The following is a 23,037-nucleotide window of genomic DNA, read 5'->3' on the forward strand; positions in this document are numbered from 1 at the left end:
TGCACGCGCCGGCTTTTGTTCTAACGACTCAACCTCGATGCTCAAGCCCGAACGGTATTCTCGGGAAACGAGCCATCCATCTCTGCTGCCTCGCGATGACCGCGCAGAATCGCATGCGCTTCCGAATGCGATGCCACCGCGGGCGGCGAGCCCTTCAGCGGCTTTTTGGCCGTCTCGCGCAGCGCGAGCACCGAAACGATGCCGATGATCGACGCGCCCATCAAATAGTACGCGGGCATCATCAGATTGCCGGTCTTGTCGACGAGCCACGCCGTCACGAGCGGCGTCGTGCCGCCGAACAGTGACACCGACACGTTGAAGCCGATGGCGAGCGCGCCATAACGAATCTTCGTCGGGAACAGCGCCGGCAGCGACGACGGCATCACGCCCGTGAAACACGACAGAAGCGCACCGAGAATCATCATGCCCGCGAAGATCGAAGGCACGGTGCCGAGGCGGATCAGCGAGAGCGCCGGGATCGACAGCAGCAATAAGCCGACGCAACCCGCGAGCATCACCGGTTTGCGGCCGATCGTATCCGACAGACGGCCCGCGAACAGCGTGAGCGGCATCATCAGCACCATCACGACGAGCACGATGAAAAGGCCATGTGTCTCGTTGAACTTGAGCGTCGCCGAGAGATAGCTCGGCAGATACGACAGCGCCATGTAGTCGGTCACGTTGAAAATGAGCACGAGGCCCACGCACTGCAAGAGCGGCTTCCATTGCTGCACGAGCGTTTCGCGAAACTGCTGCTTGGTCGTTTCGTGCGACACGGCTTCGGCCTTTTCCGCCTCGCGCTGGAACGCGGGCGTCTCTTCGAGCTTCATCCGGATATACAAGCCGATCAGCCCGAGCGGACCCGCGATCATGAACGGAATGCGCCAGCCCCAGCTGAGGAGCGCCTGTTCGGACAACGCGGCAGTCAACACCGCGACCACGCCTGCGCCGAGCACATAGCCCACGAGCGTGCCGAGTTCCAGGAAGCTCGACATGAAGCCGCGCTTCTTGTCCGGCGAGAATTCGGCAATGAACGTCGCCGCGCCGCCGTATTCCCCGCCCGTCGAAAAGCCTTGCAACAAACGCGCGGCGAGCAGCAGCACCGGCGCCATCACGCCGATGGTCGCGTAGCTCGGAATGAGACCGATACAGAAGGTGCCGACGGCCATCATGATCATGGTCATCGCGAGCACGCGCTTGCGACCGATGCGGTCGCCGAGCGGACCGAACACCATGCCGCCGATCGGGCGCACGAGAAACGCGGCCGCGAACGTGCCGAAGGTGGCCAGCAACTGCGCGGCCGGACTGCTCGACGGAAAAAAGACCTTGCCGAGCGTCACGGCGATGTAGCTGTACACGCCGAAGTCGAACCATTCCATCGCGTTACCGATAGCCATGGCGCCGACCGCGCGCTTGAGAAGCGATTGATCGACGATGGTGATGTCGTCGAGCGTCATATCGGACGCCTGGTTTGATGCGCCTCGTTTGCGCCAGAGGCCGTCATGTGAAGCATTCATAGTGCGAGAGACTCCGTGTTCAACCCCGCGCGCGATGCCAGCGCCGGGTGCGCCGCTCCGAGGGCGGCGACTACTGCCGATATCGGCCGGAATAGTGCAGTTTCGCGACGGCGCCGCATGCGTGCTTTCAACCAATGGCCGAAATCGATGGCTCCGCGCAGCCCTGAATGAAGTCAGTGCTGAAAAGTGCGTAGCAAATGCGGTGCCAGTGCCTCACGGAAGAAGTCGCGAAATTGCACTCGGGTAAGAGCAAACGAATTTGACGTGCGGACGGCGAACTCAGCGAGTTGCCGCGGGTGGGCCGCGACGTCGGCGAAAACCAAGGCTTGAAACGAAAAAGGCCGGCGCGACGTTTTGATGTCGCTCGAAAACCGACAAGCCTCTTTGTATGAAACTGTCACTGCCGCGTTCGGATTCAGGCTTTAAGCTCGAACTGACCGCGCGAATGATGGTGAATTGCTGTTGATAACGAGCAAGATGATAACACGATGACAGAAGAAGCGCAAACCAGCCTGTCCGGGCGCTCTCTTGAAAACGCGCAATCCCTTGCTGGGCTTAGGATTACGCTTAGTCGAATTTGTCTTTAAGCGCTTGTTGAAAAAGACGAGCGCTCAACAAAAAACCGGCCACTCGGACCGGTCTTCGAGAGCCAATTAGGCTTAGATTTAGCTTTGCGGCGGCACATATCCCGTCGCGGTGTCGGCGCCTTCGCCGAAGAAGTACTTCTCCGTCTGCTTGAGCAAGTACTGGCGCGCGCGCGGGTCGGCCATATTGAGCCGGTTTTCGTTGATCAGCATGGTTTGCTGCTTGAGCCAGCCCTGCCAGGCTTCCTTCGACACGGTTTCATAGATGCGCTTGCCGAGTTCGCCCGGCAGCGGCGGAAAGTCGAGTCCTTCGGCTTCCTTGCCGAGCTTCGCACATTGGATCATTCGGGCCATCGTCTGTTTCTCCTATTGAGTAGCGGAGCGCGTGCGTTCGTGCGCACGGCGCGTGCAATGTCGGTTCAAAGCTGTTTCATCAGGACGAGCGATTTGCGCTGCCAGTTGTAGAGTCGCCGGCGGTCTTCCGGCAGGTCGTCCACCGTGACCTTCACGAAACCGCGCTTGAGGAACCAGTGTTCGGTGCGCGTCGTCAGCACGAAAATGCGCGTAAGACCGCGAGCGCGCGCGCGTTGTTCGATGCGCTTGAGCAGGCGCTCGCCATCGCCGGAACCTTGCGCCTCGGGCGCGACGGTCAGACACGCCATCTCGCCGATGCGCTCCTGCGTGTACGGATAAAGCGCCGCGCAGCCGAAGAGCACGCCATCGTGCTCGATGACCGAGAAGTGGTCGATGTCGCGTTCGATCTGATGCCGTCCGCGCCGCACGAGCGTGCCGTCGGATTCGAGCGGCTCGATCAGCGTGAGAATGCCGCCGACGTCGTCCGGCGTCGCTTCGCGCAGACTTTCGAGATTCTCGTAGGAGATCATCGTGCCGACGCCGTCGTGCAGGAAGAGTTCGAGCAGCACGCTGCCGTCGAGCTTGTACGGAATGATGTGCGCGCGCGCCACGCCGCCGCGGCAGGCGCGAATGGCGTGCTTGAGATAAAACGCGGTATCGCCCTGAAGCTCGCCGCTTTCGTGAAGCCGGTAAGCGTCGTCGAGCGACATTTCCCGCACGAGTTCGTTTTCCTGATCTTCGAGGCCGGGAATCTCGGTCACGAAGATGATCTTGTCGGCGCGCAAGGCGATGGCCGCGGCGGACGCGACGTCTTCCATCGACAGATTGAACGCTTCGCCAGTTGGCGAAAAACCGAGCGACGACAAGAGCACGAGCTTGTTGCTCGCAAGCGACTGGCGGATGGAATCGCCGTCGATCTTGCGCACGACGCCCGTGTGCTGGAAGTCGACGCCATCCAGAATGCCGACCGGCCGCGCCGTCACGAAGTTGCCCGACACCACGCTGATGTGCGCGTGAGCCATCGGCGTGTTCGGCAAGCCCTGGCTGATGGCGGCTTCGATGTCGAGGCGCACTTCGCCAGCGGCTTCCTTCGCGGATTCGAGCGCGCGCGCGTCGGTAATGCGCAGCCCGTGCGAGAACGACGATTCGACGCCGTGCAGACTCAGTTGCTCGTCGAGTTGCGGACGCGAGCCGTGCACCAATACGACGTGGATGCCCATGGCGTGCAACAGTCCGACGTCCTGGACGAGTGCGTTCAGGCGGCCTTCCTGCACCAGTTCCCCGCCAAACGCGACCACGAAGGTTTTGTTTCGGAACGCGTGAATATAGGGCGCAACGGAACGCATCCAGTCAACGAACTGGGCGTGGGGATTCGGCGCTTCGGCTTCGACTGCGGCCGGCTGCGACGGGATGGCGAGGTCGGTAGGGGAATTCATGCCGGGATTATAATGCGATGCTATGCCGAATGTTTCCAGACGCCCCACCCAAGGCGGCAAGCCGCCATCCGCCGACAAGTCGCTCGATACCCAGGAGCAGTTGAAGAAACTGCGCGAAAGCTTGCTGCGCGACTCGCAGACAGGCGAGGACGAGGCTGCCGGTCTCAGCAAGAAGGAACTGGCCGCGCGGCGATTTGCGGGCGGCGGTGCGGTTGAGGGCGCGGTTGGGAGTTCGGGTCCGCAGGGGCAGAGTGCGAAGTCGCCGACGCCGGTGGCTTCGCAGCCTCGGCTCGGCGCGCAGCAAGCGGCCGGAGGGGCTGCCGCCAAGTCGCAAAAGCCGAAGCCGCAGTCTCCGGTCACGCAGGAGTCGCGAGGAGTCGCGCCGCAAAGTCGCGTGGAGCGCAAAGCGCTGCAGGAACCGTCGTCGCGAAAGCTGGATGCATCGGCTGATCGGAACACGTCGCTCGCGCGCCCGGCAAGCGCACGCGATATCGCCAAACCTTCCTCTTCGCGCGATGCAAGTAGTTCGCACGATGCTCGCGGCCAACAGCGCAGCACGCAGGCGCGCCAAACTAGTTCTGCTTCAACCGCGCGGCCGGTCGAGGCACAAGACACCCGACGTTCAAAAAACGATTCTCGCGCGGAGACTACGTGTGCCGAACACAGCGCGCGCGACGAACGGCACAAGGCCGAGGCGCGGCAAGTCGATCGAAGCGCACGACCGGACGACCGATCCCATCGAGAGCAGGCCGCAGCGCAAACGCACTCGAGCGCGCGCAACGCGCAAGCCGGGCAGGTTCGCCACGTAAGCGACGAGCGTTCACCACGTGAAGCGCGCGCGGCGCGAGCCAGCGAACCACGCGCCAAGCAACAAGGAGAAGTCTCCGCAGTTCAGCCCGCGAGGCAACACAACGTACGCCCACCGCGCCGCGAGGCGCGCGCCGTCACCCCCAACCCCATCCCGCCGATCACCTTTCCCGAGGCGCTTCCCGTCTCCGCCCGTCGCGAGGAGATCGCGCGCGCGATCGAAGGGAATCAGGTCGTGATCGTGAGCGGCGAAACCGGCTCCGGCAAAACCACGCAGCTCCCCAAGATCTGCCTCGCGCTCGGACGCGGTCTCGGCGCGGGCGGCAGCGGTCTCATTGGTCATACGCAGCCGCGCCGGATCGCGGCATCGGCGACGGGGCGACGTATCGCCGAGGAACTCGCAACGCCTTTCGGCGAAGTGGTCGGCTACAAGGTGCGCTTCACCGACAACCTCGCGCCGGGCGCATCGGTCAAGCTCATGACCGACGGCATTCTGCTCGCGGAAACGCAAACCGACCCGCTGCTGAGCGCGTACGACACGATCATCATCGACGAGGCGCACGAGCGCAGCCTGAACATCGACTTCCTGCTCGGCTATCTCAAGGAAATCCTGCCGAAGCGCCCGGACCTCAAGCTGATCGTCACGTCCGCGACCATCGACGCGCAACGCTTCGCGCGCCACTTCGGCAGCGACGAAAAGCCCGCGCCCGTGATCGAGGTCAGCGGGCGGCTGTATCCGGTCGAGGTGCGCTACCGGCCGGTGGAGGAAGACAGCGCCGCCGTCAAATCGGCGCAAGGCACGCTGCAAAAGCGCAACGACCGCAAGGCGGACCGCGATTTGATGGAAGCCATCGTCGATGCCGTCGATGAACTCTGCCGCGTCGGTCCCGGCGACGTGCTCGTGTTCCTGCCCGGCGAGCGCGAAATTCGCGACGCCGCCGAGGCGCTGCGCAAGCACCATCCGCCGCATACGGAAATCCTGCCGCTGTTCGCGCGCCTCTCCGCTGCCGAACAGGAGCGCGTGTTCAAGGCGTCGAACGCGCGGCGTATCGTGCTCGCGACCAACGTCGCGGAAACGTCGCTGACGGTGCCGGGCATTCGCTATGTCGTCGATACCGGAATGGCGCGCGTGAAGCGCTATTCGTATCGCAACAAGGTCGAGCAGTTGCAGATCGAGTCGATCTCGCAGGCCGCCGCCAATCAGCGCGCGGGCCGGTGCGGGCGCGTCGCGGACGGCGTCTGCATTCGTCTCTATGACGAAGGCGACTTTCAGTCGCGCGTGCGCTTCACCGATCCCGAGATCCTGCGCTCGTCGCTCGCGGCGGTGATCCTGCGCATGAAGTCGCTGCATCTGACGGCGATCGAAACCTTTCCGTTCATCGAGCCGCCGCCGGGTCGCGCGATCGCCGACGGTTACCAGTTGCTGAACGAACTCGGCGCCTTCGACGACGACAACGCGCTCACGCCGCTCGGCCGTGAACTCGCGCGGCTGCCGCTCGATCCGCGCGTGGGCCGCATGATTCTCGCCGCCCGCGATCATCACGCGTTGACGGAAGTGCTGATCATCGCGTCGGCGTTGTCGGTGCAGGACCCGCGCGATCGTCCGATCGAAGCGCAGGAGCAGGCGGATCAGGCGCATCGGCAGTTCGTCGACGAGCGCTCCGAGTTCCTGCAATGGACGCGCATCTGGAAGTGGTTCGACGAAGCCATTGCGCACAAGAAGTCGAATCGACAGTTGACCGATGCGTGCCGCGCCAACTTTCTCTCGCATTTGAGATTGCGCGAATGGCGCGACGTGCATTCGCAACTTCTCACGGTCGTGCGCGAACATGGCTGGCGTCTGAACGAATCCGACGCGACGTTCGAGCAAGTGCATCTTTCGCTTCTCACGGGGCTGCTCGGCAACATCGGCATGAAGGCCGACGACGAGCCGCATTATCTCGGCGCACGCGGCATCAAGTTCCATTTGTGGCCGGGTTCCGCGCTGCTGAAGAAAGCGGGCCGCTGGGTGATGGCGGGCGAACTCGTCGAGACGAGCCGGCTGTACGCGCGAACCATCGCGAAGATTGAGCCGGAATGGCTGGAAACGGTCGGGCCGCATCTGTTGCGCAAGTCGCTTTCCGAGGCGCATTGGGAGAAGAAGGCTGCGCAAGTGGTCGCGTATGAACGCGCGACGCTCTACGGTCTCACGGTCTACGGGCGGCGGCGCGTGAGTTACGGCCAGCAGGACCCGAAGTACGCGCGCGAGTTGTTCATTCGCGGCGCGCTGGTGGAAGGCGAGTTCGACACGCGTCTGCCGTTCTTCGCGCACAACCGCAAGCTGGTCGCGGACATCGAGCAACTGGAACACAAGTCGCGCCGTCAGGACGTGCTCGTGGACGACGAACTCATCCACGGCTTCTACGATTCGCTCGTGCCCGAAGGCATCTGGACCGGCGCGGCGTTCGAACGCTGGTATCGCGACGAGCAGCGCAAGGAGGGCGGCAAACAACTGCTGTTCCTTTCGCGCGACGACCTGATGCGTCACGAGGCCGCCGGCGTCACCACCGACCTGTTCCCGAAGCGCATGACGATGTCGGGCATCGAAATGACGCTCGCGTATCACTTCGAGCCGGGCGCGCCGCGCGACGGCGTGACGCTCACGGTGCCGCTTTATGGCCTGAATCAGATCGATGCGCGCCGCGTCGAATGGCTCGTGCCCGGCATGCTCAAGGAAAAGACGCAACTGCTCCTGAAGTCGCTGCCGCAAAAGCTGCGCCGGCATGTCGTGCCCTTGCCGGATTACGCGGCGGGCTTTGCCGAGCGCAACGCGGGGCCGAGGTTCGGCGCGGGTGCCTTGGTCGATGCGCTCATCGCCGATATTCGGGAGCAGACGCAAGTCGCCGTGAAGAGCGCGGATTTCAAGCTCGAAACGCTGCCCGCGCATCTCTTCATGAACTTCAAGGTGATCGACGAGCACGGCCGCCAGCTCGCGATGGGCCGCAATCTCGCGCAATTGCGCGCGGAACTCGGCGGTCAGGCGCAGCAGCATTTCCAGAAGCTGACGGCAAGCGCGGCTTTCGATGCACTTTCCGCCGATTCGCCAAACGCGCCGCAGACGCAGGCCGCGAACGCGTCCACCGGCACCGCGCTCTATGAAAACCTCACGACGTGGAATTTCGGCAAGCTGCCCGAGCTGCTGGAAATTCGACGTCGCGGGCAGACGCTGTTCGGCTATCCGGCGCTCGTCGATCGCGGCGCGCATTGCGACGTCGAAGTGTTCGATTCGCCGGAGGAGGCGGCGCGGATTCATCGCGCGGGCTTGCGGCGGCTCTTCTGGCTGCAATTGCGCGAGCCGATTCGTTATCTGGAAAAGAATCTGCCGGGGCTGCGCGAAATGTCGATGCAGTTCATGGCGCTCGGCACCGCCGACGAGTTGCGCGATCAGATCGTCGATACGGCGCTGGATTGCGCATGTTTGCAAGACCCGCTACCCGACGACGACGTGAGCTTCCACGCTCGCCGCGATGCCGCGAAAGGCCGGCTCACGCTGCTCGCGCAGGAGATCGCGCGGCTGGTCGGCGCGATCCTCGGCGAATACACGGCGCTTCTAAGGAAGCTCGCGCAGGCGAAGCCGTTCGCCCAGGCTTACGCCGATATCCAGTCGCAGTTGAATGCGCTCATCGGCAAGCGCTTTGTGATCGACACGCCTTACGCGCAACTCGCGCATTTCCCGCGTTATTTGAAGGGCATCGGGCTGCGAATCGACAAGCTGAAGGCCGATCCGGCTCGCGATGCGCGTATTTCCACGGATCTGCATCCGCTCGTGCAGCAATATCAGCGCGCGCTCGCGCAACGCGGCGGCGTGGCGGACGCGCGGCTCTCGGAATATCGCTGGCTGCTGGAGGAACTGCGCGTGTCCCTGTTCGCGCAGGAACTGCGCACACCCATGCCCATTTCCGTGAAGCGCCTGCATAAAGTCTGGGAAGCGATGCAGCGCTAAAAGACGAAGCAGCGCAATGCCGATTTTTTCGCCAAAAAAACGGCATTTCTTGCGCCGTTAAACGAAATTGCGCAAAAACAGGCGTTTCGTCAACGCGACGACAAGCGCAAACGTTCTACAATGACGCCTGCCTTCGGACGTCTACTTTTTCATGCGCTCATCTTTTCTGTCTGGCCGCTTTCGGGCGGTTGCCTCACGCGCCGCGCTCGCTATCGGCGCGGCCTTCATCGCCACCGCGGCATATGCCAATAACGTCATCGTCCTGAACTCGGCTGAAGCCACGCTGAGTCTTATCGACGAAAACACGCGCCAGGTCGTCGGCACCGTGCCCACGGGCAAGGAACCGCATCACTTGATGCCCACGCCGGACGCGTCGTCGCTGATCGTTGCGAATTCGGTATCGAACAATCTCATGTTCGTCGATCCGAAAACCGGCGCCGTGCAGCGCTGGGTGCAGGATATCGAAGACCCGTATCAGATCGGCTTTTCGCCGGATCGCAAGTGGTTCGTGTCGACGGGTCTGCGGCTCGACCGCCTCGATATCTATCATTTCGACGGCAAGAATTTGACCGTGGCCAAGCGCTTGCCGCTCGCCACCATGCCGAGCCATATCGCGTTTTCGAACGACAGCACGACCGCGTTCATCTCGCTGCAGGTGTCGAACGAAATCGCCGCGATCGACCTGGCGACGCAGACGGTCAAGTGGAAGATGAAAGTCGGCCCGACGCCCGCGGGCGTATGGTTCACGCCGGGCGACAAATATCTGCTCGTTGGCATGACTGGCGCGGATTACGTCGCCGTGGTGGACTGGCGCAATCAGAAGATCGTCAAGACCATCACGACCGGCAAGGGCGCGCATAACTTCCGCTCGCTCGTGGACGGCAAGCATGTGGCCGTGTCGAACCGGGTGGCGAACACCATCAGCATCATCGACGAAGACACGCTCACGAACGTCGGCGACATCACGGGCCTCTTGCCGGGACCGGATGACATGGAACTTTCCGCCGACAAGAAGTATCTCTGGGTAACGTTCCGTTTCGCGAAGCATGTCGGCGTGATCGACCTTGCGGATCGTAAGCTGATCCAAACCATCAAGGTTGGCCGTTCGCCGCACGGAATCTACTTCTTCAATCGCGCGCCGGTGACCTCGCCTAACGGCGCCTGAGGCTGCCCGCGAAAGCAGTAGGAAAAGGGCGCTTGCGGGCGCCCTGTATTACGATTGAGTCAGGCCGTATTGAGTCACACGGAGCATCATGTTTCATTCCATTCTTTCGTCGCTCGACAGCTTCGTCTCCGCCCTGCAGACCATGCTCTATGTGGACGTGGTCCAGCCGTTCCTGTTCAAGGTCGGCCTCATGGACTATGACGAAGACACCTACGACGCTCTTTACTGGGTGATCGTCGGCGTGCTGGAAGTGCTCGCGATGTACGCCGTGCTGCGCCCGCTCGAAGCGCTGCGCCCGGCCGAGGAATGGCAGGATCGCAAGGGCGTGCGTATCGACGTGCTTTATACGTGGATCGTCAAGCTCGGCATTCTGAACCTCTTTTTCTTCTTTACGTTCCAGCCGGTTTTCGATTCGCTGCAAAGCTGGCTGCGCCTGCATGACATCCCGAATCTGGAAATCGACAATCTCTGGCCGGGCGTGACCACGCAACCCATGGTCACGTTCGTGATTTATCTGGTGCTGCTGGATTTCGCCGGTTATTGGTATCACCGGCTGGAGCATCGCATCGGCATCTGGTGGGAACTGCACGCGGTGCATCACAGCCAGCAGCAAATGTCGCTTTGGTCGGACGACCGTAACCATCTGCTCGACGACATCCTGCAGGCGGGGTTCTTCGCCACTGTCGCGCTCGTGATCGGCGTGGAGCCGTCGCAGTTCGTCGTGCTGGTCGCCATTACGAACCTCATGCAAAGCGTGCAGCACGCCAATATTCGCCTGCATTACGGCTGGCTGGGCGACCGGCTCTTCGTGAGCCCGGCGTTTCATCGTCGTCATCATGCAATCGGCTTCGGCCACGAAGGCACGGCGTACGGCTGCAACTTCGGCGTGCTGTTCGCGTTCTGGGACATTCTCTTTCGCTCGGCTTCGTTCGACCGCACCGTGGAGCCGACCGGTATTCGCGATCAACTCGGCGCGCCGGGCGTCGCGCCCGTGCGTTACGGCGACGGCTTCGTCGAACAGCACTGGCTCGCGTTCAAGCGGATCGGCGCGCGTTTGTCTTCGCGTCGCGCGAGTTCGGCTTCCGACAAAAGCTCGGCGGCTGTCTGAGTCTCCATCACCAGCGCCCGTTCGGTGCGCTGGTTTATGCTGTCGTTTCCACTCCCTCTTCGTCGAATCACGCATGAATGACTTGCTGCGTTCGTTCGTGCGCGCCATTGCGCATGCCTTTCACCCACGCATGCTCTGGCTGACTTTCATGCCATTTGCGGTCGCCACGCTGAGCTGGGGCGCGGTGCTCTGGTTCTTCTGGCAGACGCTGACAGGCGCGGCAACCGGTTGGCTCGACGGCTGGGCGCTCACCGCCGCGATGTACCGCCTGTTCGATGCCGTCGGCTTCTCCTCGCTGCATGCGGTGATCGCGCCGTTTTTCGTCGTCATCATGGCGATTCCGCTGATCTTCGTGACCGTGCTGCTGCTGATCGCCACGCTCTCCATGCCAGGCGTCATCAAGCTGCTCACGCGCCGGCCGGGCGGTCATTACGCGCTGCTCGAAGAGCGTCACGGCGGCTCGTGGTACGGCAGTCTCGGGCACTCGGTCATCACCACGCTCGTTTGCTTGATCGCGCTCGTCGTCACGTTGCCGCTGTGGCTCATTCCACCGTTTTTCGCGCTGATTCCGCCGCTTTTGTGGGGCTGGCTCACCTATCGCGTGATGACTTACGATGCGCTCGCCGTGCACGCGAGCGCCGAGGAACGCCGTGTGATCGTGCGTGATGCGCGCTGGCCGCTGCTTGTCATTGGCATCGTGAGCGGCCTGCTCGGTTCGGTGCCGACCATGTTGTGGGCCTGGTCGGTATGGCTCTTGCCACTCTTTCCCGTGGTCGCGGCGGCGACCATCTGGGCATACGCATTCATTCTGGTGTTTTCGGCGCTCTGGTTCGCGCATTACTGCCTGCACGCGCTCGAACGACTACGGGCGAATGCGGCGCCTCAAGTGCCGGCCACCACCGTTCCATTCTGAGAAGGAGCATTCATGGGCATTGGCGTCATCATCATCGGCGACGAGATTCTTTCAGGCCGGCGCACGGACAAGCATCTGCCGAAAATCATCGAATTGCTGAGCGCGCGCGGGCTCTCGCTCGATTGGGCCGAATACGTCGGCGACGATCCCGCGCGCATCACCGCAACGCTCGCGCGCACCTTTGCTTCGAGCGATATCGTGTTTTCGACCGGCGGCATCGGCGCGACACCCGACGATCACACGCGTCAATGCGCGGCCAAGGCGCTCGGCCGGCCGCTCGAACTGCAACCGGAAGCGGCGGAACTGATCCGCGAGCGCATCCGCGAGACGGCCGGCGACAAACCGTATGACCTCGATTCGCCGGAGAATCTGCATCGGCTGAATATGGGGACGTTTCCGCAGGGCGCGGCGATCATTCCGAACAGCTACAACAAGATTCCGGGCTTTTCCGTCGGCGATCATCATTTCGTGCCGGGCTTTCCCGTCATGGCGTGGCCAATGATCGAATGGGTGCTCGATACCAAGTACGCGCATCTGCATCACGCGACGCCTTATATCGAGCGCTCGTTGCTCGTGTTCGGGTTGCCGGAGTCGCGCATCACGCCGCTCATGGTGACCATCGAACGCGATTTCGACGGCGTGCGCGCCTTCAGCCTGCCAAGCGTGGGCGATGCCGCGCGCGGCGCGCTCTATGCGCGTTCGCATATCGACCTCGGCGTGAAGGGCGAGCCGGATCAGGCCAACGCCGCGTTCGAAGTGTTGCGCGAGGGCGTGCTTGCCCTGGGCGGCGAAGTGGTCGAAGCGCCGCCGGAGGACGCGGCGTGATCCTGCTCGAAGTCATCGCGACGACCGTTTCCGACGCGCGCGCCGCCGAGCGTGGCGGCGCCAATCGGCTTGAACTGATCACGGCGATGGGCGAGGGCGGTTTGACGCCGAGCATCGGCCTGATCGAGTCGGTGGTGGAGGCGGTGCGCATTCCGGTGAACGTCATCGTGCGGCCGCACAGCCGTTCCTTCGTCTACGATGCTGACGATTTCGCGGTCATCGAACGCGACGTCCGCGCAATGGCGAAGACGGGCGCCAACGCGATCGTCGTCGGCATGTTGAACGCACATGGCGATGTCGACACCGAAGCGCTAGAGCGCGTGATCGATGCCGCCGACGGTTTGCCGCTCACCTTCCATCGCGCGATCGACGAAGCCCGCGATTTACCCGCTGCGTTCGAGACGCTTTTGCGCTTCGACGCCGTCACGAACGTGCTGACATCGGGCGGCAAGCCTTCCGTGCTGGAAGCCGGACCGGTTATCAAGGCGCTCGTCGCGCAAGCGGCGGGAACGCATTGCACGGTGCTCGCGGGCGCTGGTTTCACCGTGGATGCGGTCGCACCGTTCGCCGCCGCGACAGGCGTGAAGGCCGTGCATTTCGGCTCTGGCGTGCGCGTGCATGGAAAAGGCTCGGAGCCGGTCGACGAATTACGCGTGGCGCGCGTGCGGGCGTTGCTCGACGCAGGCGAGTGAACGAACGGCGACGCTTATGCGCCCATCCAAGGCAAGCCGCGAAAACACCATCCCGACACCGTCTTCCGATGCCCTTGCCCGTCTTTGTCTCCCTCGAAACCTTCGAGCAGGTCATACGCTTTCATGAACCCTTCTTTCTGCGCGGCGACCGCGGCGAGCTTGGAGCGCGCGGCGCTGCGGCACAGAAAGAGCACCGGCGTATCCGGAGTGGCGACCTGCCGCAATTGTTCGATAAACTCGCCGTTCGGCACCGAGCCGGGATAGCGAATCCATTCGATATGCGCGTATTGCGCGCCATCGACAGCGGGACGTCCGACCCAGTCGAGTTCGGCGCGTGTGCGGACATCGACGAGACGCGTACGCGGGTCGAGTTGCAGCAGTTCGAAGGCTTCGGCGGGAAGGAAGGCGCCCGCGTAGGTCAGCTTGTTTTCCGTGGCTCGGCTCGCGGCCTGACCATAAAGTTGTTCGAGCGTGCTCATGGCGCGTAGTCTCCGGTAAAGCGCAAAAATTCATTTTAGCGTGCCAGACTCTGAGCGGTGCCGAGGGCTGGAATCGCGGCAACCTTACTGCGTCAAATTGGTGCAAGATAAGACGAATGCACGAAAATCGGGCGCGCCTCGGTAGATCCGAATTGTCGCGCACCGAATTAGTGCGAACGGTCGGCTTACGACTAAGCGGCCGGCTCGATAAAGCATCATCGTTTCACAAAAAACGCGCGCCGCTTCAATTGCTTAGCGCAAGATTGGTGCGCTTGGCATGGAAGCTGCTTTTCAAACCACGATTGTTTCAGCGGTACAGGATTCGGTCGGGGCGGCGAAAGGTTTTCGCCGACTTTTGTTAATCAGGAGATAGGTAATGAGTAAATCCGTGGCCGACGTCATTCAGCTCGTCAAGGACGAAGACGTCAAGTTTGTCGATTTCCGCTTCACCGACACGCGCGGCAAAGAACAACACGTTTCCGTGCCGGTCTCGGCATTCGACGAAGACAAATTTGAAAGCGGCCACGCTTTCGACGGTTCGTCCATCGCCGGCTGGAAGGGCATCGAAGCATCGGACATGTTGCTCATCCCCGATGCGGATACCGCGTTCATCGACCCGTTCTACGAAGAGTCCACGCTGGTTCTGACCTGCGACGTGGTCGAGCCGGCCGACGGCAAGGGCTACGAGCGCGACCCGCGTTCGCTGTCGAAGCGCGCTGAGGCATATCTGAAAAGCTCGGGTCTCGGCGACACCGCGTTCTTCGGTCCGGAGCCGGAATTCTTTATTTTCGACTCGGTGCAATGGAACACGGATCAGTCGGGCACGTTCGTCAAGATCGGCTCGGAAGAAGCGCCGTGGTCGTCGGCGAAGGAATTCGAAGGCGGCAACACCGGCCACCGTCCGGGCACGAAGGGCGGCTATTTCCCGGTCGCGCCGGTCGACACGTTCCAGGACATGCGTTCTGAAATGTGCCTGTTGCTCGAACAGATCGGCATTCCGGTCGAAGTTCACCACCACGAAGTGGCGGGCCAGGGCCAAAACGAAATCGGCACCAAGTTCTCGACGCTGGTTCAGCGCGCGGACTGGCTGCAGCAGATGAAGTACATCATCCACAACGTGGCGCATACGTACGGCAAGACGGCGACGTTCATGCCGAAGCCTATCGTCGGCGACAACGGCTCGGGCATGCACGTTCACCAGTCGATCTGGAAGGACGGTCAGAACCTGTTCGCGGGCAATGGCTACGCGGGGCTGTCGGAATTCGCGCTGTTCTACATCGGCGGCATCATCAAGCATGCACGCGCGCTGAACGCGATCACGAACCCGGGTACGAACTCGTACAAGCGTCTCGTACCGCACTTCGAAGCGCCTGTGAAGCTGGCTTACTCGGCTCGCAACCGTTCGGCATCCATCCGCATTCCGCACGTGAGCAACCCGAAGGGCCGCCGTATCGAAACGCGCTTCCCGGATCCGCTCGCGAATCCGTACCTGTGCTTCTCCGCGCTGATGATGGCGGGTCTCGACGGCGTGCAGAACAAGATTCATCCGGGCGAAGCCGCGGACAAGAATCTGTACGACCTGCCGCCGGAAGAAGATGCAAAGATCCCGACCGTGTGTGCCGGCCTCGATCAGGCACTCGACGCACTCGACGCGGATCGCGAGTTCCTGACGCGCGGCGGCGTGTTCACGGATTCGATGCTCGACGCGTACATCGAACTGAAGACGAACGAGCTGCAACGTTATCGTCAGTCGGTGCATCCGGTCGAGTTCGAGATGTACTACTCGCTGTAAGCGCCGCCAACGCATGACGTCGATGCGCTTCGTAGACGGCTGGTCGATGAAGCGCGCGGCGCATGCCCTAGGCGAACACGAAAAAGGGACGGCGCGCCGTCCCTTTTTTAATCGCCGCGTGGCTGATGCGCGTCACATGCAGTCACAAAGAAAGAAGAAGATCGAGTTTCACGAGCGACCTCATTGGCCACCCTTTTTAAAGCTCGATGGTGCTTAAGAATCTGATCAAGGCCCGCAAAGGGCACGCCGACGCACTCTCCGACGACACCCAACTCGCGGGAACCGGTCTTCTGCCGGGACTCGAAGCGTTGCCGACCGTCGTGCTCGTGCTCGACAAACGCACGCAGCGCATCGCGTACGCGAACCCGTCGGCGGAGTCGATGCTGGAGATGTCGCGCAAGCAACTCACGCAGACGCACTGGCCCAATCTCTTCGCCAACTCCGAGGAACTGGCGACGACCATCGCATCTATCGCGGAAAACCGCTTCAACGCGACGCGGCTCGATGCCATGCTCGAACGCCCCGGGCGCGAGGCGTTTCATGTGCATGCGATCGTCGCGTATCTGGAAGTCGCCACCGATTACGTGCTGCTCGAACTCTTCGAGAACGAACGGCATTTGCGCACCGACCGCGAAGAGCGCATTCACGATCTCACGGCGGTAAACAAGCAGCTCATCCGCAACCTCGCGCACGAGATCAAAAACCCGCTCGGCGGCATTCGCGGGGCCGCGCAGCTGCTCGAGTTCGAACTCGGCGCGCGCGAACGCGACGAGTTGCGCGAATACACGCAGGTCATCATCAAGGAATCGGATCGGCTGCAGACGCTCGTCGATCGCTTGCTGGAACCGCACCGGCATCCGCATATCGTCGGCGATGTGAACATCCACGAAGTCTGCGAGCGCGTGCGCGCGGTGATCCTCGCGGAGTTTCCGCGCGGCCTCACCATCGAACGCGATTACGACGTGAGCGTGCCCGACCTGCGCGGCGACAAGGAACAGCTGATTCAAGCGCTCCTCAACATTGTGCGCAACGCGGCCGAAGCGTTGAGAGAGCGCATCTCGCAAGGCGACGCCAAGATCGAACTGCGTACGCGCATTGCGCGCAAGGTGACCATTGGCAAAAAGCTGCACAAACTGGCATTGGACTTGCATATCACTGACAACGGTCCCGGCATTCCTAGTGAGATTCGCGACCGGATTTTCTTTCCGCTCGTGTCGGGCCGGGAAGATGGCAGCGGTCTGGGTCTTACGCTCGCGCAGTCGTTCGTGCATCAGCACGACGGGCTGATCGAAGTGGAGAGCAAGCCCGGTTGCACCGAGTTCGCCATGCTGTTGCCATTCGGAAACTGAGGATCATCGACCTGAATCCAAACGACGCACATTCCTGGCCGCCAATTTACGACGCGATTGCGCTCCAAGCCTTGAAGCCTGACCGTTTCGACGGGCTCACACCGAACCACACGAAGACTTCTCGCCGAACGATATGAAGCCGATCTGGATAGTAGACGACGACCAATCAATCCGATGGGTGCTTGAGAAAGCACTCGCACGTGAGAACTTCACGACGCGCAGTTTCTCCGGCGTGCGCGATGCGCTCGCCGCGCTCGAGCACGACAGCCCGCAAGTGCTCGTCTCCGACATCCGCATGCCAGGCGGCTCGGGCCTCGAATTGCTGCAAACGGTGCGTGACCGCTTGCCGGGCTTGCCAGTCATCATCATGACGGCGTTCTCGGATCTGGATAGCGCGGTGGCCGCATTTCAGGGCGGCGCGTTCGAATATCTTGCGAAGCCTTTCGATGTCGACAAGGCCGTCGAACTGATCCGCCGCGCCGTCGACGAGTCCATGCGCGGCGAGTCCGCCTTCGACGAGCGCGTGACGGAAACGCCCGAGATGCTCGGCCAGGCGCCGGCCATGCAGGACATGTTTCGCGCCATCGGCCGCTTGTCGCATTCGGCGGCGACCGTGCTCATCACGGGCGAATCAGGCACCGGAAAGGAGCTTGTCGCGCGCGCCTTGCACCGACATAGCCCGCGCGCGAACGGACCGTTCATCGCGCTGAATACGGCGGCGATTCCAAAGGATCTGTTGGAATCCGAACTATTCGGTCACGAGCGCGGCGCGTTCACCGGCGCGCAGGCCATGCGGCAAGGGCGTTTCGAGCAAGCGGAAAACGGCACGCTGTTTCTCGATGAAATCGGCGACATGCCGTTCGACTTGCAGACCCGCTTGCTGCGCGTGCTCTCCGATGGACAGTTTTATCGCGTGGGCGGACACAATCCGCTCAAGGCGAACGTGCGCGTGATCGCGGCGACGCATCAGAATCTCGAATCGCGCGTGCGGCAGGGTTTGTTTCGCGAGGACTTGTATCACCGGCTCAACGTGATTCGCCTGCGCTTGCCCGCGTTGCGTGAACGCAGCGAAGACATTCCCTTGCTCACGCGGCATTTTCTGCAGAAGAGCGCGCGTGATTTGGGCGTCGAGCCTAAGCGTGTCTCGGACGAAGCGATTGCTTACCTGGCGTCGCTGCCGTTTCCGGGCAACGTGCGCCAGTTGGAGAACTTGTGCAACTGGCTGACGGTGATGGCGCCCGCGCAAGTCATCGAGCAGAAGGACTTGCCACCCGACCTCACGCCGCGACAGGACTATGCGTCGGCGGAGAGCATTGCGGTGTTGCCCGATGGCGTGATGACGGCGGGGCCCGCAGTCACCAACGGCGTCGCGGCGCCGTTGGCCGGAACGCCGGCTGGCGTCTGGGAGAACGGCTTGCGCACGGAAGTCGCGCGCCTTTTGCGTGAGAATTCGGCCGATGTCATGGACGAACTCGCGCGCCGTTTCGAGGCTGCCGTGATTCGCGAAGCACTCGACTTCACGCGCGGCCGGAAAGTAGAAGCGGCCGAGCGTCTCGGCATTGGCCGCAATACCATCACGCGCAAGATTCAGGAACTGCATCTGGACGCGTGATTTGGAGCAAATGGGGTCAGCCGAGCGTTGCGATCACCGGCGCGTGGTCGGATGGCTGGTCCCATTTGCGCGGCGCTTTATCGACTTCGCATGAAGTGCATAGCGCCGAGAGTTCCGCCGACAGCAAGATATGGTCGATACGCAGACCCATGTTCCGGCGGAACGCCATCATTCGATAATCCCACCACGTGTAGAGCTTTTCGGGCTGCTTGAACTTGCGGAAGGCATCGGTCAGGCCGAGTTCGACGAGTTGCACGAAGTGCGCGCGCTCCTCGGGCGATACGAGATTCTGTCCTTCCCACGCTTTCGGGTCGTGCACGTCGCGGTCGTCTGGCGCGATGTTGTAGTCGCCGAGTAACGCGAGCTTCGGATGATGCGCCATCTCACCGCGCAGCCATTCACGCAGCGCGTCGAGCCAGCGCATCTTGTAGGCGAACTTCTCGGTGCCGGGCGCCTGGCCGTTCGGAAAATACGCCGACACAATGCGCACGCCTTCCACCGTCGCCGCGATCACGCGCTGCTGCAAATCCTCGAAACCGGGGATATTGCGAATGACGTTCACCTCGTCCACTTCCATGCCGTCGCGCACCAGAATGCCGACGCCGTTATAGGTCTTCTGTCCCGCGAACCAGCTTTTGAAACCGACAGCCGCGAGTTCGGCGCGCGGAAACTTTTCGTCGGGGAGCTTGAGTTCCTGAAGACACAGGACGTCGACGTTGGAGGAAGCCAGCCAGTCGATGACGTGCTGCTGGCGGACTTTGAGCGAGTTGACGTTCCAGGTGGCGATTTTCATGGGGACGACGATTATCTTTGGTTCTGGTGAGGTCGAGTGCGCCGGACTTCGTGCGCAAGGCAATTCAAGTGCGGATAGCCATCCCGAATGATACCGCCATGTCATGGCGGATCGCCTTCGGCAGCCTGGCGCGTGGGACCTATCCGTAATTCTGTGGGCGAGGCATATTATGAGAGGTAAAAGTCATGGATATGCCGATGAAGAAGAAACGCACCGTCGCTTCTCAGGCAGCGGCCCGAGGGCCGCTGCCTGCCCTTCCGGAAGGTCTGCTGGATGACCTGGTCAAAGGCCCGATGACGCCCACCGAGGTCCAGGACCTGATGCTGGCGTTCAACAAGGCACTCATCGAGCGCGCGATGGGCGCCGAGATGAAGATGCATCTGGGCTACCTGGCGGGGCAGCCGAAACCCGACGGCCAGGACAACGAACGTAACGGCGCCAGCGGCAAGACGCTCATCACCGATTATGGCCCGCTCAGGGTCGATCTGCCGCGTGATCGTGACGGCAGTTTTGAACCCATCCTGATTCCGAAACACGAGCGCCGTTTTACCGGTTTCGACGAGCGCATCATCGCCATGTACGCGCGCGGCATGAGTGTGCGCGAGATCCAGGCGTTTCTGGCCGAAGCCTATGGCACCGAGGTTTCGCCCGATTTCATCAGCTCGGTCACCGACGAAGTCATGGCTGAAGCGCTCGCCTGGCAAAGCCGTCCGCTTGAGCCGATGTACCCGGTGGTGTTCTTCGACGCGCTGCGTGTGAAGATCCGTGGCGACGGCGTGGTGAGCAACAAGGCGGTGTATCTGGCGCTGGGCATTCAGGCCGACGGCCAGCGCGATGTGCTCGGCCTGTGGATCGAACAGACCGAAGGGGCGAAGTTCTGGCTGAAAGTGTTCAACGAACTGAAGACCCGGGGCTGCCAGGACATCCTGATCGCGGTGGTCGACGGCCTGAAGGGACTGGCTGAGGCGATTGGCACGGCGTACCCGCGCACGGCCGTGCAGACCTGCATCGTGCATCTGATCCGCAACAGTCTGGAGTACGCCAGCTACAAGGACCGCAAGAGCGTGGCCGCAGCGCTGCGCCCGGTCTATGCCGCCGCGAGTGAACAGGCCGCTCAGCAAGCCCTGGAGGCCTTTGCCGAAGGCCCGTGGGGTGCGAAGTATCCGACTATCGTGCAGTCGTGGCGACGGGCGTGGGAGAACGTCACACCGTTCTTCGTGTTTCCGCCGGACATACGCCGTGTCGTCTACACCACAAACGCCATTGAGAGTCTGAACATGCAACTACGCAAGATCATCAAGACACGCGGCCACTTCCCCAATGACGAGGCCGCCATCAAGCTGCTGTGGCTGGCATTGCGCAACCTGCTGGCAAAGTCAGTACGCGCGGCGTTCGACTGGTCGTCCGCGATGAACCAGTTTGCCATCCTGTTTGGAGAGCGTTTTACCAACGCACGCGGGTGACTCCGCTAACCGCCTCGCACACAAAAATGCGGACAGGTTCTCCGCGTGCTTCGCAAAGCTGCGGTCGAAGCGCCTCTTTACACCATTTTTACACCGCCCCCTCCAACCTTATCCAACCCTTTACGCGTCCTCCCCTAATCTCCACCCTATCCGAAAACCGATAGGGGAGAACGTCTCAATGGACCTGCTTTACCTCGCCGGCATAGCCCTGTTCTGGGCCCTGTGCGTGGCCCTCACGCGTGGCTGCGCGCTACTGCGCAACCGCGTTCAGGGAGGCCGCGCATGAACGCCTGGATGATGTGGCTCGCCGCCGCCTCGACGCTGCTGCTCTTCGCGTACCTCGTTTATGCGCTTCTCGACGCGGAGAACCTAGAATGAACGCCAATTCGCTGATGCAGACAGCACTCTTCATCGTCGTGCTGATCGCGCTCGCCATCCCGCTCGGCCGATACATCGCGAACGTGCTCGATGGCTCATCGGTGATCGTGAGAAAGACACGACCCGTCGAACGATTCATCTATCGCATGGCTGGCGTCGACCCCGAAGCGGAAATGTCGTGGAAGCACTACGCACTCGCCGTGCTGCTCTTCAACGCGCTCGGCACGCTCGCGCTGTACGGCTTGTTGCGCGTGCAGCATCTGCTGCCCGCCAACCCGCAAGGCTTCGGCGCGATGACGCCCGACGCCGCCTTCAACACCGCCGTGAGCTTCGTGACCAACACGAACTGGCAGGACTACGGCGGTGAAAGCACGCTCGGCTATCTCGCGCAAATGCTCGGCCTGACCGTGCAGAACTTCCTTTCGGCGGCGACGGGCATTGCTGTCGTCATCGCGCTGATTCGCGGTTTCAAGCGGCATTCGGTGCAGACCATCGGCAACTTCTGGGTCGATCTCACGCGCACAACGTTGTACGTGCTCGCGCCGCTTGCTGTCGTCGTGTCGGTGTTGCTCGTGAGTCAGGGCGTGATCCAGAACTTCAAGGCGTATCGGGACGTCTCGACGCTGCAAGTCACGACGTATCAGACGCAGTCGACGGACGCGCAAGGCAAGGCCGTCACGCAAACGCTCGAGAACGACAAGCAAACGCTGCCGATGGGCCCCGTCGCGTCGCAGGAAGCCATCAAGATGCTCGGCACCAACGGTGGCGGCTTCTTCAACGCGAACTCCGCGCATCCGTACGAGAACCCGACGCCGTTTGCAAACTTCGTGCAGATGCTCGCCATGCTCGTCATTCCGGCGGCGTTATGCGTCGTCTTCGGGCGCATGGTCGGCGACAAGCGGCAAGGCTATGCGGTGCTCGCGGCCATGACCATCGCGTTCGCCGCCGCCTGCTGGAGCGAGATCGCGGCGGAACAGTCGGGCAATCCGGTCTATGCGTCGCTGCATGTCGATACGACCGCGTCCGCGCTGCAATCGGGCGGCAACATGGAAGGCAAGGAAACGCGCTTCGGCATTGCGCAATCGGGCATCTTCACGGTGGCGACGACCGCGGCCTCATGCGGCGCCGTCAACAACATGCACGATTCGCTGACGCCGCTCGGCGGGCTCGTGCCGATGCTGCTCATCCAGCTTGGCGAAGTGATCTTCGGCGGCGTCGGGTCGGGGCTCTACGGCATGCTCGTGTTCGCGTTGCTCGCGGTGTTCGTCGCGGGGCTGATGATCGGCCGCACGCCCGAATACGCAGGCAAGAAGATCGAATCGTTCGAGATGAAGATGGTGTCGATCACCATTTTGCTCACGCCGTTCATCGTGCTCGCGGGCACCTCGATCGCCGTGCTGAGCGTGGCGGGAACGGCAGGTATCGCCAATCCCGGCGCGCACGGCTTCTCCGAAGTGCTCTATGCCTTCAGTTCCGCCGCCAACAACAACGGCAGCGCGTTCGGGGGGCTTTCGGTGAACACGCCGTTCTATAACGTCCTGCTCGGCATCGCGATGTGGTTCGGCCGCTTCGGTTCGATCATTCCGGTGCTCGCCATCGCGGGATCGCTTGCGGCCAAGAAGCGTCTCGCGGTGACGGCGGGCACGCTGCCCACGCACGGACCGCTCTTCGTCGTGTTGCTGCTCGGCACGCTGGTGCTGGTCGGCGCGCTCACGTACGTCCCCGCGCTCGCGCTCGGGCCGGTCGTCGAGCATCTCGGCATGATCGCCGGCCACTGAATCTCGAGGA

General features: G+C 62.2%; 18 protein-coding genes. 13 read left to right on the forward strand and 5 right to left on the reverse strand.

The features are described 5' to 3' along the window. Positions 1–41: 41 nt before the first annotated feature. The 3 genes from proP to argA form a co-directional block, all read right to left on the reverse strand. On the reverse strand, positions 42–1,517 hold the full coding sequence (gene proP / locus P9250_RS23555) for a glycine betaine/L-proline transporter ProP (protein ID WP_244827575.1): 1,476 nt from the start codon (positions 1,515–1,517) through the stop codon (positions 42–44). 665 nt (positions 1,518–2,182) lie between these two features. Beyond that, the gene (locus P9250_RS23560; protein ID WP_244827576.1) at positions 2,183–2,455 is read right to left on the reverse strand and encodes an oxidative damage protection protein; all 273 of its coding nucleotides are present in this window, start codon (positions 2,453–2,455) and stop codon (positions 2,183–2,185) included. Between the two features lie 65 nt (positions 2,456–2,520). Next, positions 2,521–3,891: an amino-acid N-acetyltransferase gene (gene argA / locus P9250_RS23565; RefSeq protein ID WP_244827577.1), complete on the reverse strand. Its 1,371-nt coding sequence runs from the start codon at positions 3,889–3,891 to the stop codon at positions 2,521–2,523. A 22-nt stretch (positions 3,892–3,913) separates the two neighbouring features. Here argA and hrpA point away from each other — a divergent pair, with 22 nt between their 5' ends. The 6 genes from hrpA (at position 3,914) to P9250_RS23595 (ending at position 13,383) form a co-directional block, all read left to right on the forward strand. Beyond that, positions 3,914–8,680 (forward strand): ATP-dependent RNA helicase HrpA, encoded by a 4,767-nt coding sequence (gene hrpA / locus P9250_RS23570; RefSeq protein ID WP_310395472.1) that lies wholly within the window; start codon positions 3,914–3,916, stop codon positions 8,678–8,680. 151 nt (positions 8,681–8,831) lie between these two features. Continuing rightward, a complete protein-coding gene (locus P9250_RS23575; protein WP_310395474.1) occupies positions 8,832–9,845 on the forward strand; it encodes a beta-propeller fold lactonase family protein in 1,014 nt (337 codons plus the stop codon). An 88-nt stretch (positions 9,846–9,933) separates the two neighbouring features. Next, on the forward strand, positions 9,934–10,953 hold the full coding sequence (locus P9250_RS23580; protein WP_310395477.1) for a sterol desaturase family protein: 1,020 nt from the start codon (positions 9,934–9,936) through the stop codon (positions 10,951–10,953). A 73-nt stretch (positions 10,954–11,026) separates the two neighbouring features. Then, on the forward strand, positions 11,027–11,866 hold the full coding sequence (locus P9250_RS23585; RefSeq protein WP_310395479.1) for an EI24 domain-containing protein: 840 nt from the start codon (positions 11,027–11,029) through the stop codon (positions 11,864–11,866). A gap of 12 nt (positions 11,867–11,878) precedes the next feature. Further along, positions 11,879–12,691, forward strand: a complete 813-nt coding sequence (locus P9250_RS23590) for a molybdopterin-binding protein (RefSeq protein ID WP_244827582.1) — start codon at positions 11,879–11,881, stop codon at positions 12,689–12,691. Beyond that, positions 12,688–13,383 (forward strand): copper homeostasis protein CutC, encoded by a 696-nt coding sequence (locus P9250_RS23595; protein WP_310395481.1) that lies wholly within the window; start codon positions 12,688–12,690, stop codon positions 13,381–13,383. The genes P9250_RS23590 and P9250_RS23595 overlap by 4 nt, the downstream gene beginning before the upstream one ends. 14 nt (positions 13,384–13,397) lie before the next feature. Here P9250_RS23595 and P9250_RS23600 read toward each other — a convergent pair whose 3' ends face one another. Further along, a complete protein-coding gene (locus P9250_RS23600; protein WP_310395483.1) occupies positions 13,398–13,862 on the reverse strand; it encodes a rhodanese-like domain-containing protein in 465 nt (154 codons plus the stop codon). A gap of 376 nt (positions 13,863–14,238) precedes the next feature. Here P9250_RS23600 and glnA point away from each other — a divergent pair, with 376 nt between their 5' ends. The 4 genes from glnA (at position 14,239) to ntrC (ending at position 18,615) form a co-directional block, all read left to right on the forward strand. Next, on the forward strand, positions 14,239–15,654 hold the full coding sequence (gene glnA, locus P9250_RS23605) for a type I glutamate--ammonia ligase (protein ID WP_244827585.1): 1,416 nt from the start codon (positions 14,239–14,241) through the stop codon (positions 15,652–15,654). 22 nt (positions 15,655–15,676) lie between these two features. Next, positions 15,677–15,871 carry a hypothetical protein gene (locus tag P9250_RS23610; protein WP_250525664.1) on the forward strand — a complete coding sequence of 65 codons (195 nt, stop codon included), beginning with the start codon at positions 15,677–15,679 and terminating at the stop codon, positions 15,869–15,871. Further along, positions 15,861–17,003 (forward strand): nitrogen regulation protein NR(II), encoded by a 1,143-nt coding sequence (gene glnL, locus P9250_RS23615; RefSeq protein ID WP_244827586.1) that lies wholly within the window; start codon positions 15,861–15,863, stop codon positions 17,001–17,003. Before P9250_RS23610 ends, glnL begins: the two co-directional genes overlap by 11 nt. Positions 17,004–17,136: 133 nt before the next feature. Continuing rightward, positions 17,137–18,615: a nitrogen regulation protein NR(I) gene (gene ntrC, locus P9250_RS23620; RefSeq protein ID WP_310395487.1), complete on the forward strand. Its 1,479-nt coding sequence runs from the start codon at positions 17,137–17,139 to the stop codon at positions 18,613–18,615. A gap of 16 nt (positions 18,616–18,631) precedes the next feature. Here the strand turns inward: ntrC and xth are convergent, their stop codons facing one another. After that, positions 18,632–19,408, reverse strand: coding sequence for an exodeoxyribonuclease III (gene xth, locus P9250_RS23625; RefSeq protein WP_309842384.1), 777 nt, complete (start codon positions 19,406–19,408; stop codon positions 18,632–18,634). A 191-nt stretch (positions 19,409–19,599) separates the two neighbouring features. Between xth and P9250_RS23630 the strand changes: the two genes are divergently transcribed. From P9250_RS23630 to kdpA, 3 genes are all read left to right on the forward strand, one after another. Beyond that, positions 19,600–20,871 (forward strand): IS256 family transposase, encoded by a 1,272-nt coding sequence (locus P9250_RS23630; RefSeq protein ID WP_409014974.1) that lies wholly within the window; start codon positions 19,600–19,602, stop codon positions 20,869–20,871. Positions 20,872–21,153: 282 nt separating this feature from the next. Next, on the forward strand, positions 21,154–21,249 hold the full coding sequence (locus P9250_RS23635) for a potassium-transporting ATPase subunit F (RefSeq protein ID WP_244827589.1): 96 nt from the start codon (positions 21,154–21,156) through the stop codon (positions 21,247–21,249). Beyond that, positions 21,246–23,027 carry a potassium-transporting ATPase subunit KdpA gene (gene kdpA, locus P9250_RS23640; protein WP_310395492.1) on the forward strand — a complete coding sequence of 594 codons (1,782 nt, stop codon included), beginning with the start codon at positions 21,246–21,248 and terminating at the stop codon, positions 23,025–23,027. Before P9250_RS23635 ends, kdpA begins: the two co-directional genes overlap by 4 nt. The last annotated feature ends 10 nt before the right edge of the window (positions 23,028–23,037 follow it).

It is taken from the genome of Caballeronia sp. LP006 (assembly GCF_031450995.1).
Classification (GTDB): domain Bacteria; phylum Pseudomonadota; class Gammaproteobacteria; order Burkholderiales; family Burkholderiaceae; genus Caballeronia.